The 14,362-nt window shown below is 69.5% G+C and carries 13 protein-coding genes; 11 read left to right on the top strand and 2 right to left on the bottom strand.

The window, feature by feature from the left end:
• The first annotated feature begins 42 nt into the window (after positions 1–42).
• The 5 genes from ACWCQ1_RS22330 (at position 43) to ACWCQ1_RS22310 (ending at position 3,929) form a co-directional block, all read left to right on the top strand.
• On the top strand, positions 43–501 hold the full coding sequence (locus ACWCQ1_RS22330) for a peroxiredoxin (protein WP_208779636.1): 459 nt from the start codon (positions 43–45) through the stop codon (positions 499–501).
• 112 nt (positions 502–613) lie between these two features.
• Positions 614–1,189: a TerD family protein gene (locus tag ACWCQ1_RS22325; protein ID WP_133041257.1), complete on the top strand. Its 576-nt coding sequence runs from the start codon at positions 614–616 to the stop codon at positions 1,187–1,189.
• A 98-nt stretch (positions 1,190–1,287) separates the two neighbouring features.
• The gene (locus ACWCQ1_RS22320; protein ID WP_133041258.1) at positions 1,288–1,863 is read left to right on the top strand and encodes a TerD family protein; all 576 of its coding nucleotides are present in this window, start codon (positions 1,288–1,290) and stop codon (positions 1,861–1,863) included.
• A 49-nt stretch (positions 1,864–1,912) separates the two neighbouring features.
• Positions 1,913–3,061 carry a DUF475 domain-containing protein gene (locus ACWCQ1_RS22315; protein ID WP_133041259.1) on the top strand — a complete coding sequence of 383 codons (1,149 nt, stop codon included), beginning with the start codon at positions 1,913–1,915 and terminating at the stop codon, positions 3,059–3,061.
• Between the two features lie 136 nt (positions 3,062–3,197).
• Positions 3,198–3,929: a TerD family protein gene (locus tag ACWCQ1_RS22310; protein ID WP_133041260.1), complete on the top strand. Its 732-nt coding sequence runs from the start codon at positions 3,198–3,200 to the stop codon at positions 3,927–3,929.
• Positions 3,930–3,942: 13 nt separating this feature from the next.
• On the opposite strand, the gene ACWCQ1_RS22305 is transcribed toward ACWCQ1_RS22310, so the two are convergent.
• A complete protein-coding gene (locus ACWCQ1_RS22305; RefSeq protein WP_133041513.1) occupies positions 3,943–4,746 on the bottom strand; it encodes a TerD family protein in 804 nt (267 codons plus the stop codon).
• A 186-nt stretch (positions 4,747–4,932) separates the two neighbouring features.
• Here ACWCQ1_RS22305 and ACWCQ1_RS22300 point away from each other — a divergent pair, with 186 nt between their 5' ends.
• Genes ACWCQ1_RS22300 through ACWCQ1_RS22290 form a run of 3 tightly spaced genes read left to right on the top strand, consistent with a single transcriptional unit; the run spans position 4,933 to position 9,421 of the window.
• Positions 4,933–6,099, top strand: a complete 1,167-nt coding sequence (locus ACWCQ1_RS22300) for an HpcH/HpaI aldolase/citrate lyase family protein (protein WP_358593552.1) — start codon at positions 4,933–4,935, stop codon at positions 6,097–6,099.
• Between the two features lie 20 nt (positions 6,100–6,119).
• Positions 6,120–8,606, top strand: a complete 2,487-nt coding sequence (locus ACWCQ1_RS22295; RefSeq protein ID WP_358593553.1) for a phosphoribosyltransferase — start codon at positions 6,120–6,122, stop codon at positions 8,604–8,606.
• Entirely contained in the window at positions 8,606–9,421 is an 816-nt protein-coding gene (locus ACWCQ1_RS22290) for an HAD family hydrolase (RefSeq protein ID WP_358593554.1), read from the top strand. The genes ACWCQ1_RS22295 and ACWCQ1_RS22290 overlap by 1 nt, the downstream gene beginning before the upstream one ends.
• Here the strand turns inward: ACWCQ1_RS22290 and ACWCQ1_RS22285 are convergent.
• Positions 9,418–9,642, bottom strand: a complete 225-nt coding sequence (locus tag ACWCQ1_RS22285) for an FmdB family zinc ribbon protein (protein WP_133041264.1) — start codon at positions 9,640–9,642, stop codon at positions 9,418–9,420. The genes ACWCQ1_RS22290 and ACWCQ1_RS22285 overlap by 4 nt on opposite strands.
• Before the next feature lie 141 nt (positions 9,643–9,783).
• On the opposite strand from ACWCQ1_RS22285, the gene ACWCQ1_RS22280 reads away from it, so the two are divergent.
• The 3 genes from ACWCQ1_RS22280 to ACWCQ1_RS22270 are packed head-to-tail and all read left to right on the top strand — an operon-like array spanning position 9,784 to position 14,339.
• On the top strand, positions 9,784–11,802 hold the full coding sequence (locus tag ACWCQ1_RS22280) for a transglycosylase domain-containing protein (protein ID WP_451027194.1): 2,019 nt from the start codon (positions 9,784–9,786) through the stop codon (positions 11,800–11,802).
• A 51-nt stretch (positions 11,803–11,853) separates the two neighbouring features.
• Complete coding sequence (locus ACWCQ1_RS22275; RefSeq protein ID WP_451027193.1) at positions 11,854–13,155, top strand: hypothetical protein; 1,302 nt, start codon at positions 11,854–11,856, stop codon at positions 13,153–13,155.
• A gap of 29 nt (positions 13,156–13,184) precedes the next feature.
• Positions 13,185–14,339: an amidase domain-containing protein gene (locus tag ACWCQ1_RS22270; protein ID WP_451027192.1), complete on the top strand. Its 1,155-nt coding sequence runs from the start codon at positions 13,185–13,187 to the stop codon at positions 14,337–14,339.
• The last annotated feature ends 23 nt before the right edge of the window (positions 14,340–14,362 follow it).

Genomic DNA, 14,362 nt, shown 5'->3' with positions numbered 1-14,362 from the left:
TTGACGCCACCCGAACAGCCCACCGAAAGGGACGGAACCTCGATGGCGATCCAGGTCGGCGACAAAGCCCCCGACTTCGAGCTCAAGGACAACCACGGCGCCACGGTGAAGCTCTCCGACTTCCGTGGCGAGAAGAACGTGGTCCTTCTCTTCTACCCCTTCGCCTTCACCGGTGTGTGCACCGGTGAGCTGTGCGAGGTGCGCGACAACCTGCCGCAGTTCGAGGACCGCGGCACCCAGGTGCTCGCCGTCTCCAACGACTCCATCCACACCCTGCGCGTCTTCGCCGAGCAGGAGGGCCTGGAGTACCCGCTGCTCAGCGACTTCTGGCCGCACGGCGAGGTCAGCCGCGCGTACGGCGTCTTCGCCGAGGACAAGGGCTGCGCCGTGCGCGGCACCTTCGTCATCGACAAGGACGGCGTGGTGCGCTGGACCGTCGTCAACGCCCTCCCCGACGCCCGTGACCTGAACGAGTACGTCAAGGCCCTCGACACCCTGTGATTCTTCGGTGGCAAGCCATGCGTACGACGGGAACCCGTCACTAGGATCGATTCGTTGATCCGATGTCAAACGCACGGCGGGGCTCCCCGCCCTGGAAACCAATGGAGGACTCGTGGGAGTCAGCCTCAGCAAGGGCGGCAACGTATCGCTGACCAAGGAGGCCCCGGGCCTGACCGCGGTGCTCGTCGGTCTGGGCTGGGACGTCCGGACGACGACCGGCACCGACTTCGACCTCGATGCCAGCGCGCTGCTGCTGAACAATGCCGGCAAGGTCGCCAACGACCAGAACTTCGTCTTCTTCAACAACCTCAAGAGCCCCGACGGCTCGGTCGAGCACACCGGCGACAACCTCACCGGTGAGGGTGAGGGCGACGACGAGGTGATCAAGGTCAACCTCGCGGGCGTCCCGGCCGACGTCGACAAGATCGTGTTCCCGGTGTCGATCTACGACGCCGAGAACCGCCAGCAGTCCTTCGGCCAGGTCCGCAACGCGTTCATCCGCGTCGTCAACCAGGCCGGCGGACAGGAGATCGCCCGGTACGACCTGAGTGAGGACGCCTCCACCGAGACGGCCATGGTCTTCGGCGAGCTGTACCGCAACGGCGCGGAGTGGAAGTTCCGCGCCATCGGCCAGGGCTACGCCTCCGGCCTGCGCGGCATCGCCCAGGACTTCGGCGTCAACGTCTGAGACGCGCCTCGCCCGTCCGGCGCCGCGCCGTTTACGCGCGGCGCCGGACGCGCAGGACAAGCAGCAGAGAAGCACCGACTCGGGGAGGGACCAGCATCATGGGCGTCACGCTCGCCAAGGGGGGCAACGTCTCCCTGTCCAAGGCCGCGCCGAACCTCACCCAGGTGATGATCGGGCTGGGCTGGGACGCGCGCTCCACCACCGGCGCCGACTTCGACCTGGACGCCAGCGCGCTGCTGTGCAGCGGGGGACGGGTGCTGGGCGACGAGTGGTTCGTGTTCTACAACCAGCTCAAGAGCCCGGACGGCTCGGTGGAGCACACCGGCGACAACCTCACCGGTGAGGGCGAGGGCGACGACGAGTCGATCCTGGTCGACCTCGCCAAGGTGCCGCCCCAGTGCGACAAGATCGTCTTCCCGGTCTCGATCCACATGGCGGACGAGCGCGGCCAGACCTTCGGCCAGGTCTCCAACGCCTTCATCCGGGTCGTCAACCAGGCCGACGGGCAGGAACTCGCCCGCTACGACCTCAGCGAGGACGCCAGTACGGAAACGGCCATGATCTTCGGCGAGGTCTACCGCTACCAGGGCGAGTGGAAGTTCCGTGCGGTCGGTCAGGGGTACGCGTCGGGGCTCCGGGGCATCGCTCTAGACTTCGGAGTCAATGTTTCGTAAAGCCGGGTACGGCGCGGCGAGACCCGTACCACACACGATTGGGTAGCCAGTGCTTCTGAAAACCTTCGGCTGGTCGTTCGCGATTACCGCGCTCGGCCTGGTCGCCGCGGTCTTCTACGGGGGGTGGGAGGCATTCGGCATCGTGGCGATCCTCGCCGTCCTCGAGATCTCCCTGTCGTTCGACAACGCTGTGGTCAACGCCGGGATCCTGAAGAAGATGAGCGCCTTCTGGCAGAAGATCTTCCTCACGGTCGGCGTTCTCATCGCCGTGTTCGGCATGCGACTGGTCTTCCCCGTCGTCATCGTCGCGGTCACCGCCAAGATGGGCCCCATCGAGGCCGTCGACCTCGCCCTCAACAACAAGGACCGGTACCAGCAGCTGGTCACCGACGCCCACCCGGCGATCGCCGCGTTCGGTGGCATGTTCCTGCTCATGATCTTCCTGGACTTCATCTTCGAGGACCGGGACATCCAGTGGCTGCGCTGGATCGAGCGCCCGCTGGCCAAGCTCGGCAAGGTCGACATGCTGTCGGTCTGCATCGCCCTGATCGTCCTGCTGATCACCTCCTTCACCTTCGCCACGCACGCCCACCAGCACGGCGGCGGACACGTCGACAAGGCGCAGACGGTGCTGATCGCCGGCATCGCCGGTCTGATCACGTACATGATCGTCGGCGGCCTCTCCGGCTTCTTCGAGGACCGCCTGGAGGCCGAGGAGGAACGCGAGCACGAGGAGGAGGAAGAGGCCGAGCGCACCGGCAGGAAGAAACCGGCCATCGTCCTGGCCGGCCAGGCCGCGTTCTTCATGTTCCTGTACCTGGAAGTGCTGGACGCGTCCTTCTCCTTCGACGGCGTCATCGGCGCCTTCGCCATCACCAACGACATCGTCCTGATGGCCCTGGGCCTCGGCATCGGCGCGATGTACGTCCGCTCGCTCACCGTCTACCTGGTCCGCCAGGGCACCCTCGACGACTACGTCTACCTGGAGCACGGCGCGCACTACGCGATCGGCGCGCTGGCCGTGATCCTCATGGTCACCATCCAGTACCAGATCAACGAGGTCATCACCGGCCTCGTCGGCGTCGTCCTGATCGGCTTGTCCTTCTGGTCCTCCGTGCGCCGCAACCAGAAACTGGCGGAGGCCGAGGGAAAAGGGACGGGCTCGGACGAGAAGGCTGAGGTCTCGGCCCCCATCTAGGGCTCGGTTCACCCCGGGCTCGCTCGCCGGGGTGTGACACACATGCGGGTGAGGGAACGCTCTGAGCGGGGCGGCCGGGCCTCCGGCCGCCCCGCCGGTCGTTCGGGTGACGTGCGGGGCACTAGTGGGGGCGGGAATGGGCTTTCTGGACGGACTGTGGCGCGGCCGTGAGGTCGACTTCGACTCGGGCAGCGCGGCGACGAACGCGATCGAGCTGACCAAACGGCACCACTACGTGTCCCTGACCAAGCAGCAGGCGGCGAGCGGGCATCTGCGGGTCAACCTGAGCTGGCGCATGCGGACGTCCGACATAGGCGGCTCGCAGCGCGAGTCGTTGCTGCGGCACCCGTTGAAGGCGCTGCGCCCGCCGGAGGTCATGGGGCACAGCCAGAGCATGGTCAACGTCGACCTCGACCTGGGATGCCTGTACGAGCTGACCGACGGCTCCAAGGGCGTCGTACAGCCCCTCGGGAGCTACTTCGGGGACGTCAACGCGCCGCCGTACGTCAAGCTCAGCGGCGACGACCGGTTCGGGTCGGGCTCCGGCGAGGACATGTACATCAACCTCGACCACCGGGAGCAGATCAAGCGCCTGCTGGTGTTCGTGTACATCTACGACCAGACCCCGGCGTTCGACCGCACGCACGCCATCGTGACGCTGTACCCGAGCAACGGGCCGCGCATCGAGATCCACCTCGACGAACGGCACCCCCAGGCCCGGTCCTGCGCGGTCGTCATGATCGAGAACGTGAAGAAGGAGCTGGTCGTGCGGCGGGAGGTCAAGTTCGTCTACGGCTTCCAGGCGGAGCTGGACCGGTTGTACGGCTGGGGGCTGCAGTGGGGCCGGGGCTACAAGACCAAGGTCTAGTGCCCCGCACCCGTCAGGGCCGGATGAACTGCGGCCCCTGCGGGGGCAGCCGGAAGTCCGGGTTCGGGAGCGTCGCCACCGGCGGCGGATAGCCGTAGCCGGACTGGCCGCCCGCCGCGCCCGCCGCCGTCGTCGCGGGGGCGGGCTGGGGGTAGCCGTAGGCGGGCTGGGTCGTGGCGGGCTGCGGGGGGAAGCCGTAGGCCGGCTGGGCCGGTACCCCGGCGGGCTGTTCCGGCGGCAGCGGCTGGGGCTGCGCGGCCGACGGCTCCGGGTCGGACTCGTCGACGGAGATGCCGAAGTCCGTCGCCAAGCCCTTGAGACCGTTGGAGTAGCCCTCGCCCAGCGCCCGGAACTTCCAGCGCTTGTCGCGGCGGTAGAGCTCGCCGCAGATCAGCGCCGTCTCCTTGCCGGTCTGGGGCGTGATGTCGAAGTAGGCCAGCGGCTCACCGTCGGCGACCGAGGCGTCGTACAGCAGGATGCGCAGGCCCTGTACGCGGTCGAAGGTGACGTCGTCCGCCGAAGCGACCAGAAGAATCTGGCTGACGTCGGGCTCGACACCGGCCAGATCCGTCTGGATCGTATCGGTGGGACCCTCGGCGGTGCGTTTCTTGCCGAGGAGCCTGACCTTCCCGGAGGGGTGCCGGGGCTGGTTGTAGAAGACGAAGTCCTCGTCGGAGCGCACACGGCCGTCGGGGTTGAGGAGCAGCGCGGAGGCGTCGACCTCCGGGACCCCCTGCCCGGGCGTCCAGCGCAGCACGGCGCGCACCGCCGTGGCCTCGAGCGGGACGTTCGACCCTTTCAGCATCGCGTGCGTCATAGCGGTCATCCTGCCTTCTCGGTCCTGGTCACGACAACGCGGGGGCGGCACCGCACTACGGGTGTGTCCGCGGGCGTTACCGGAAATTCATGCCCGACGGGAACCCCTGACATGGGCCGGTACGTACTATTACCGGCCACCTGTTCTCAGAATCCACAGGCTTACCTTGTGCCACGGGGGAGTTTTATGCGTCATTTCGGGCACATCGCCCCGGAGGTGCGGCGGCGTCTCTTTCATCAGGAGCCGTGCGAGTTCGGCACGGACTCCCCGGCCCGGCTGCTCTCCGCGGCCCTGGGCGCCACGCTCTACAGCCCGGCGACCCGGCCCCGGCTGGCCGACGACATCGTCAAACAGGCCGGGCACGGCGTCGTCTCGATGGTGCTGTGCCTGGAGGACTCGATCGACGACGCGGACGTGCTGGCGGGGGAGGAGAACCTGGTCCGCCAGTTCGCCGACCTGGCCACCAGGGACTCCGGCTGCCTCCCGCTGCTGTTCATCCGGGTCCGCACGGCCGAGCAGATCCCCGACCTCGTGTCGCGACTGGGCGCGAACGCGCGGTTGCTGTCCGGATTCGTGTTCCCGAAGTTCACCGAGGAGCGCGGCATCCCCTTCCTGGAGGCACTGGCCCACGCCGAGAGCGCGAGCGGCCACCGGCTGTTCGGGATGCCCGTGCTGGAGACCCCCGAGCTGATGTACCGGGAGTCGCGGGTGGCCGCCCTCGAGGGCATCGCCCGCACCGTCGACAAGTACCGCGACCGCGTGCTCGCGCTGCGCCTCGGCGTCACCGACTTCTGCGCCTCCTACGGTCTGCGCCGGGCCCCCGACATGACCGCCTACGACGTCCAGATCGTCGCCTCCGTGATCGCCGACGTGGTGAACATGCTGGGCCGGGCCGACGGCACCGGCTTCACGGTGACCGGGCCGGTCTGGGAGTACTTCCGTGTACCGGAGCGCATGTTCAAGCCGCTGCTGCGCACCAGCCCCTTCCTCGAGGGGCAGGCCGTCGAACTGCGCGAGAAACTGATCGAGCACGCCATGGACGGGCTGCTGCGGGAGATCTCCCTGGACCAGGCCAACGGCCTGCTGGGCAAGACCTGCATCCACCCCACCCACGTCCTGCCCGTGCACGCGCTGTCCGTGGTCAGCCACGAGGAGTTCAGCGACGCCGTGGACATCCTGCGGCCCGAGCGGGGCGGCGGGGGCGTGCTCAGATCGGCGTACACGAACAAGATGAACGAGGTGAAGCCGCACCGCGCCTGGGCCGAGCGGACCATGCTCCGGGCCGAGGTCTTCGGCGTCGCGCGCGAGGACGTCAGCTTCGTGGACCTGCTCGCCGCCGGCATACCCGGCTGAATCTCACCAATCAGGGAATCATGATCAACGCAGTGAACGACGGGGTCTGGTCCGGGACCTGGGTCGCCGAGCGACTCGGGCTCGAACTCGTGGGCGACGACGAGCTCAAAGACCTCCTGGGCCTGGCCCTGCGCCGCAACCCCAAGCGGGCGCACCTCCTCGTCTCCAACGTCCTGGGCAAACACGTCCCGCAGTCGCCGTCGGTCGTCTACGGCCACGGGTTCGCCCTGGGCCGCCGGGTACGCGCCCTCCTGGGCGCCGAGGAGGCGGCCGAGGCGGTCGTCCTCGGCTACGCGGAAACGGCGACGGGCCTCGGCCACTCCGTCGCGGACGGCATCGGCTCCGCCCCCTACCTCCACTCCACCCGCCGTCCGGTACCGGGCGTGGCCCCCGCGGGCGGCTTCGAGGAGTCCCACTCCCACGCCACCTCCCACCTCCTGCTGCCGGAGAACCCCGGCCTGCTGGCCGGTGACGGCCCCCTGGTCCTGGTCGACGACGAGTTCTCGACGGGCAACACGGTCCTCAACACCGTGCGCGCCCTTCACGAGCGGTATCCGCGCGGGCGGTACGTGGTGGTGGCCCTGGTCGACATGCGCTCACCCGCGGACGCGGACCGCCTGGAGGACTTCGCGAGGGAGATAGGCGCGAGGGTGGACCTGGTGACGTCGGCTTCGGGCACCGTGAAGCTGCCGGAGGACGTGCTGGACAAGGGACAGGACCTTGTAGCTCGGTTCGAGGTAAGCGCCCCGACAGGGGCGCGGGGCTGTGCTGAATCTGCGGCTACCGCCGCGTGGGCGCGACCAGCCCCCACAAACCCGCACCCGGCAGCCAAGCGAGTAGACCTCCTGTGGCCCCGCAACCTCCCCGACGGCGGCCGTCATGGCTTCACCCCGGCCAACCGCACCCGCCTCGACCACGCCCTCCCCGCCATGGCCGCCCGCCTCGCGGAGGCACTGCCGCCGGACGCCCGCCGCGTACACATCCTCGGCTTCGAGGAGCTGATGTACGCCCCCCTCCGCCTCGCCCGCGAACTGGAACAGATAACCGACGCCGAGGTCACCTACTCCACCACCACCCGCTCACCGGTCCTGGCCGTCGACGACCCGGGCTACGCGATACGCAGCCGCCTGGTCTTCCCCGCCCATGACGACCCGGCCGACGGTCCCGGTGACCGCTACGCCTACAACGTCGCAGGCTTCGACGCCGTCGTCGCGGTCGTCGACTCCGTCGCGGACACCCCGCACCTGCACGCCGAGAACGGCCTCCTGGCCCAGCTCGCCGCCCACACCCCGCACGTCCTGCTCGTGGTCGTGCCCTCGTACGTCCCCGACGTCCCCGAAAGGCACGCCATGCTGCCCGAGCCCCTCCGCGGCCCCGCCTTCTCCTCGTACCCGCCCGACGAGGTCGGCTGGCTGCTCCAGGACCTCTCGGACGTGACGCTGGAGGCGCCGACCGAGGAGCGCGAGGAGGCCATCCAGAGCGGCGGCGCGCACTACGCGGAGTCGCTGCCGGTGGAATACCAGCCGAGCGAGCAGTACCAGGAACTCTTCCACGCGGCCCTGGAGTCGACCGCGTCCCGTCTCGCGCAGGCGGTGGGCGCCGTCACCGAGCTCGTGCTGGCCGAGCGCTCGCCCCGGCCAGTCCTCGTCTCGCTGGCCCGCGCCGGCACCCCCGTGGGCGTGCTGATGCGCCGCTGGGCCCGGTTCCGGCACGGACTGGACCTGCCGCACTACGCCGTCTCCATCGTGCGCGGACGCGGCATCGACGCCAACGCCCTGCGCTGGCTCGCCGACCGGCACGACCCGCGGGACGTGGTGTTCGTCGACGGCTGGACCGGCAAGGGTGCGATCACCCGCGAACTCGCCGACGCCGTCAAGGAGTTCGAGGCCTCCGACGGGATCACCGGCTTCGACCCGGAGATCGCGGTCCTGGCCGACCCGGGTTCCTGCGTACGGACGTACGGCACCCGGGAGGACTTCCTGATCCCCTCGGCCTGCCTCAACTCGACCGTCTCCGGCCTGATCTCCCGCACGGTCCTGCGCGCGGACCTGGTGGGCCCGTACGACTTCCACGGCGCCAAGTTCTACCGCGAACTGGCGGGCGCGGATGTCTCCTTGGAGTTCATCGACGCCGTGGCCGCCCATTTCCCGGAGGTCGTCGACGCGGTGGACGCGCAGGCGAAGGAGCTGCTGTCCGGTGACCGCGAGCCCACCTGGGAGGGTTGGGCGGCCGTCGAGCGGATCAGCGAGGAGTACGGCATCCACGACGTCAACCTCGTCAAGCCGGGCGTCGGCGAGACCACGCGTGTGCTGCTGCGCCGGGTGCCGTGGAAGATCCTGGCGCGGGCCGGGGCGGGCGCCGACCTGGACCACGTGCGGCTGCTCGCCGGGCAGCGGGGGGTGCCCGTCGAGGAGGTCGACGAACTGCCGTACACCTGCGTGGGGTTGATCCACCCGAAGTACACGCGCGGTGCGACCGGTGCCGACGGCCGGGCGGTGAACGTCTGATGCCGGTGCTGGTGGCGAGCGACCTCGACCGGACGCTGATCTACTCCCCGGCGGCCCTCGCGCTGACCATGCCGGACGCGCGGGCGCCGCGGCTGCTCTGTGTCGAGGTGCACGAGAGCAGGCCGCTGTCGTTCATGACGGAGACGGCGGCCGCGCTGCTGACCGAGCTGGGGGACGCGGCCGTGTTCGTACCGACGACGACCCGTACCCGCAAGCAGTACCTGCGCATCAACCTGCCGGGCCCGGCCCCGACGTACGCGATCTGCGCGAACGGCGGCCACCTGATGGTGGACGGCGTCTCCGACCTGGACTGGCACGCGCGGGTCACGGCCCGGCTGGCGGACGAGTGCGCCCCGCTGGACGAGGTCCGCGAGCATCTGCTGGCCACGGCCGACCCGCTCTGGGTGCGCAAACACCGGGTCGCCGAGGACCTGTTCGCCTATCTGGTCGTCGAGCGGGAGCTGCTGCCGGAGGAGTGGGTGAAGGAGCTCGCGGTCTGGGCGGAGAACCGCGGCTGGACGGTCTCCCTCCAGGGCCGCAAGATCTACGCCGTGCCGAAGCCCCTGACGAAGAGCGCGGCGATGAGGGAGGTCGCCCGCAGGACGGGCGCGGAGCTGACCCTGGCGGCGGGCGACTCGCTGCTGGACGCGGACCTCCTCCTCGCCGCGGACCGGGGCTGGCGCCCGGGCCACGGCGAGTTGGCGGAGGCCGAGTGGACGGCCCCCGCCATCACGGCACTGCCGGAGCGGGGCGTCCTGGCGGGGGAGCGCATCCTGCGGGAGTTCCTCAGGGCGAGCCGGACGACCGCCGGTTAGCCGCAGCACCCTCCACCGCAGCACCCGCCTCCGCCCCCGCCGCCGGCCCTCGGTGCCGCCGCGGGGGTGGACGCCGTGCCCCCGACGGCCACCGTCGACAGAAGCTTCACCGTGTCCTCATGTCCGGCGGGGCAGGAGGCGGGGTCGGAGGACCGGGCCATCGGCCGGCTGACTTCAAAGGTGTCGCCGCAGGTCCGGCAGCGGTATTCGTATCGAGGCATGTGCCCAGGTTAGCGGGGGGATAAAGGCGGAACCCGTGACTCAAGTCACAAGGTTGCCATGTTCCCTCCTGTTCGGTATGTGATCGTTCCTGTCGGATTCGCATGTGGAGAAGCTGCGAAGATCGTTGATATTTTCCGGGCGTGACCCGGACAGCACAACGCTCGGGCAGGCCGGCTGACCACCGCCGCCCGCGCCGCCGCCGGGCGGCACCCAAACGGTTCCCCTGGACGGCGTTACGCCGCTTACGCCCCGCCTACCCCCACCCGAGCCGCCGCGGCTGGCGCCGCTGGCTGCCCTCCTGGCGGCAGTGGCTCGGCGGCTTCCTGGGGGCCGTGGGGCTGACGGGCATGTTCCTGGCCGTCGCCTACGCAGCGACCGACATACCGCGCGACCTCAACAGCTACGCCACCCAGCAGGACAACGTCTACTTCTGGTCCGACGGCACCCCCATGGCCCGTACCGGCTGGGTACGGCGGCAGGACATGCCGCTGAAGGACATCCCCGAGGACGTCCGCCGGGCCGTGCTCGCCGCGGAGAACGAGAGCTTCTACTCCGATCCCGGCATCTCCCTCAAGGGCCTGACCCGTGCCCTGTGGAGCACGGTGGGCCACGGGGTCACCGAGGGCGGCTCGACGATCACCCAGCAGTACGTCAAGAACGTGTACCTGACGCAGAACCGGACCGTCAGCCGCAAGTTCACCGAGGCGGTGATCTCGCTCAAGCTCGACAACCGCATGAGCAAGGACGACATTCTCCAGGGCTACCTCAACACCAGTTGGTTCGGCCGCGGCACCTACGGCATCCAGCGCGCCTCCCAGGCCTACTACGGCAAGGACGTCACACACCTGAACGTCAGTCAGGCCGCTTTCCTCGCCTCCCTGTTGAAGGGCGCGGGACTCTACGACCCCACCCTCTCCGCGGCCAACCACCAGCGGGCCGTGGAGCGTTGGTCCTGGATCCTCGACCGTATGGTCGAGATCGGCAAGCTGTCCCCGCAGGAGCGGGCCACGTACCGGACGTTCCCCGAGCCGCTGAAGTCGGCCCGCGTGTACGACACCGGAAAGCAGAGCGACTACCTGGTCGAACTGGCGCAGCAGTACGCCAAGAAGGCCGGGCACATCTCGGACAAGCAGTTCGACCTCGGCGGCTACCAGATCTACACGACCTTCGACCGCAAACGGGAGAGCGCGCTCACCGACGCCGTCGCGGCGGCCCGCAAGAAGGCGCTGAAGACCGACCCCGAGGCGGCGAGGACCGTGCACTACGGCGCCGCCTCCGTGGCCACCGACGGCCGGATCCTCGCCGTCCACGGCGGCCCCGACCACCGTACGCAGGGCTTCAACGAGTCCAACGCCACTACCGTGCAGGCCGGTTCGGCGTTCCTGCCGTTCGTCTACGCGGCCGGTCTCGAACACGGCGTGCGCAAGACCCGCACCGGCCCGGCGACCCCCGTCACCCCGCAGACCGTGTACGACGGCGACGACGACGTGCCCGTCACCACACCCGAGGGACCGTACTGGGACCGCAGCGGCAAGGTGGTCACCGCCCACAACGACGGCAACCGGTCCTACGGGCCCATCTCCCTCGGCAGAGCGCTCGCCCGGTCCGTGAACACGCCGTTCATGCAGCTCGGCATGGACACCGGCCTGGACACGGTGCGCGAGACCGCCCAGGCCGCCGGACTGCTCCCCTCCAGCATCGGACCCCACGTGCCCGCGCTCTCCCTGGGCAACTCCACGCCGAGCGCCATCCGGATGGCCAGTGGATACGCCACCTTCGCCGCCGAGGGCACGCACACCGAGCCGTACTCGGTACGCCGCATCACCCGCAACGGCGCGCCGGTCCCGCTGCGAACCCCCACAGCCCGCCGGGCGATGGGCGCCCGGGTGGCCCAACAGGTCACCCAGGCGCTCACGGACGCCCTGAACAGCGACCACCCCACCGTCGCCACCCCGACGGCCGCAGGGAAGCCCGGCACCACCGCGGACGACACCGCCGCCTGGTACGCCGGCAGCGCCGGCTCCGTCTCGACCGCGGTCGTCGTCTACCGCATGGACCTCACCGAGTCCCTGGAGCCACTACCGCTCAAGGGCCTCGGCGGCACACCGGCCGACAGCGTCCCGTACGCCGTCTGGTCGCGCGCGATGGGACTCGGCTGACCCCGGGCCCGCGCACCACACCCCCCACCCCCCTCGCAGATTGAGCACCGCATGCCCCGTGAAGACCGCATGCCCGGCAGGAAACCGTCCGCCGGCCGGCGCGGCGGAGCGACCGAGAGCCGCACCACCCGCCTGGGGTTCATGACCCTGGCCCCCTTCCTGGTCGTGGCCTGCCTGGTCGCCACCTCCCTCATCCTGACCCGCCAGGACCACACCGAGCCCACCGCCGCCACCGACCGGCCCGACAACGTCGCCCCCAGCCCCACCCCCTCGACGACCTGGGACGGACAGACCGACAGCCTCGGCGACGGTTCCACCGCCTACACCGGCCCGCAGCCGGGCCAGTTGAAGCCAGTACCGCTCAAACCCGGTGAGAAACCGCCCCAGTTCGTCGTCTTCTCCTGGGACGGCGCGCTGGAGGGCAGCGACCATCTCTTCTCCCACTACCGCGAGTTGGCGAAGAAGTACGACGCCCACATGACGTTCTTCCTCACCGGCATCTACCTCCTGCCCAAGAGCAAGGCCAGGCTCTACCACCCGCCCCAGCACCCGGTCGGCTCCGCCGCCATCGACTACGCCACCGACGACCACATCCGCACCACCCTCGACCAACTGCGGCTGGCCTACCTGCAGGGCAACGAGATCGGCACCCACTTCAACGGCCACTTCTGCGGCAAGAAGGGCGGCGGCGACTGGAGCGTCGCCGAGTGGAAGAGCGAGATCGACCAGTTCTACACGTTCGTCGAGCACTGGAAGACCAACACCGGCTTCAAGGACGTCGCCGCCCTCCCCTTCGAGTTCACCAAGGAGGTCACCGGCGGCCGCGCCCCCTGCCTGGAGGGCCAGAAGAACCTGCTGAAGGCCATCAAGAGCTACGGCTGGCGCTACGACGCCTCCTCGCCCGGCGGCTTCCAGATCTGGCCCGAGAAGAACGACGGCATCTGGGACTTCCCGCTGCAACTGCTGCCGTACGAGGGCGGCAAGTACCAGGGCCTGTCGATGGACTTCAACTTCCTCGCCAACCAGTCCCAGGGCGAGACCGACGGCAACAGCGCCGACTACGCGCAGTGGGAGCGGCAGACCGTCGACTCCTACATGGCCGGCTTCAACCGCGTGTACTACGGAAGCCGCGCCCCGCTGTTCATCGGCAACCACTTCGAGGACTGGAACGGCGGCATCTACATGAAGGCCGTCGACCAGGTCGTCGAGAACGTCTGCACGAAGAAGGACGTCAAGTGCGTGTCCTTCAAGGAACTGGCCGACTGGCTGGACGTGCAGAAGCCGGAGACCCTCGCCCAGCTGCGCGCTCTGGACCCCGCGCAGCAGCCCGACTGGTCGACGGTCGTGAGATGAAGCACCCCCCACTCCCAGGAGAAACACCCGTGAGACCCAGCAACACCCGTGCCGCCAGGGGCCGTTCCGTCGCCGTCGCCGCCGTGGCCCTGTCCACCGCCCTGCTCCCCGTGACCGCCGGCCACGCGGCCGACGCCTCGGCGCCCGCCCTCGACGCGGCCACCACGAGCGCCTTCGGCCGCATCGCGGACGCCGTCCTCACCGACCGCACGGCCGCGCTCCTCGACACCCCGCAGCCGGCCGCCCGAGCCTCCCTGAAGGCCACCGGAGGCGTGGAGTTGGCGTCCACGCTGGCCAAGTCCGAGTCCGGCGCGGTGACGTCGCTGCGCGGCACCCGCTCGCGGCTCGCCGCCCTCGGCGAGGCCTACACCGCCGCCGACACCAAGGTCACCGTCAACAGCGCCCGGCTGCGCGGTCGTACGGCCACCGTCCAGGTCACCGAGACCACCACGCTGACGTACGCGAAGATACGCGGCGACGAGCCGCCGACCACCGGCTTCACCGCGCACCACGAACTCACCTTCACCGGCGGGGCGGACGGCGGCTGGCAGCTCACCGGTGAGCGCCTCACCGACACGGGCCCCCGCCCCGTCAACGAGCCCGCCCCGGCGGCTCCCGTGACCAAGGTCCGCCCGAGCGCCGTCATCGACGCGCCCCGGGCCGCGATCACCTACCCGGCACCGGCGGCCCCGAAGAACCTCGGCACGTCGACGCCGTACGACTACTCGGCGATGGTGACCTACGCGGAGAAGTACTGGAAGAACTACAACACCGCGTACCGCAAGTACAACGGCATGGGCGGTGACTGCACCAACTTCATCAGCCAGGCGCTGTTCGCGGGCGGCTGGAAGAAGGTCACCGGCTCCACCGAGGACTACGGCACCTGGAACTCCGGGACGTCGAGTGACACCGACACCTGGATCGGCGTCAACGAGTGGTCGTGGTTCACGCAGACCGCCAAGCGGACGACCGCGCTGGCCAACGCGTACCAGATGGACCTCGGCGACGTGCTGCAGATGGATTTCGACAAGGACGGGTCGAAGGACCACACCATGATGACGACGTACCGCAGCTCCAGTGGCGTGCCGTATCTGACGTACCACGACACGGACACCTACCGGCGGTCGCTGTCGAGCCTGATCGCCTCGTACCCGAACTCGGCGTACTACGCCTACCGCAGCTAGTCCGGCTGCCCCCGGGGGCGGTC

It is taken from the genome of Streptomyces sp. NPDC002144, assembly GCF_053593695.1.
Note: the sequence above shows the minus strand (reverse complement) of the source record. Positions and strands in the feature narration are given on the sequence as shown.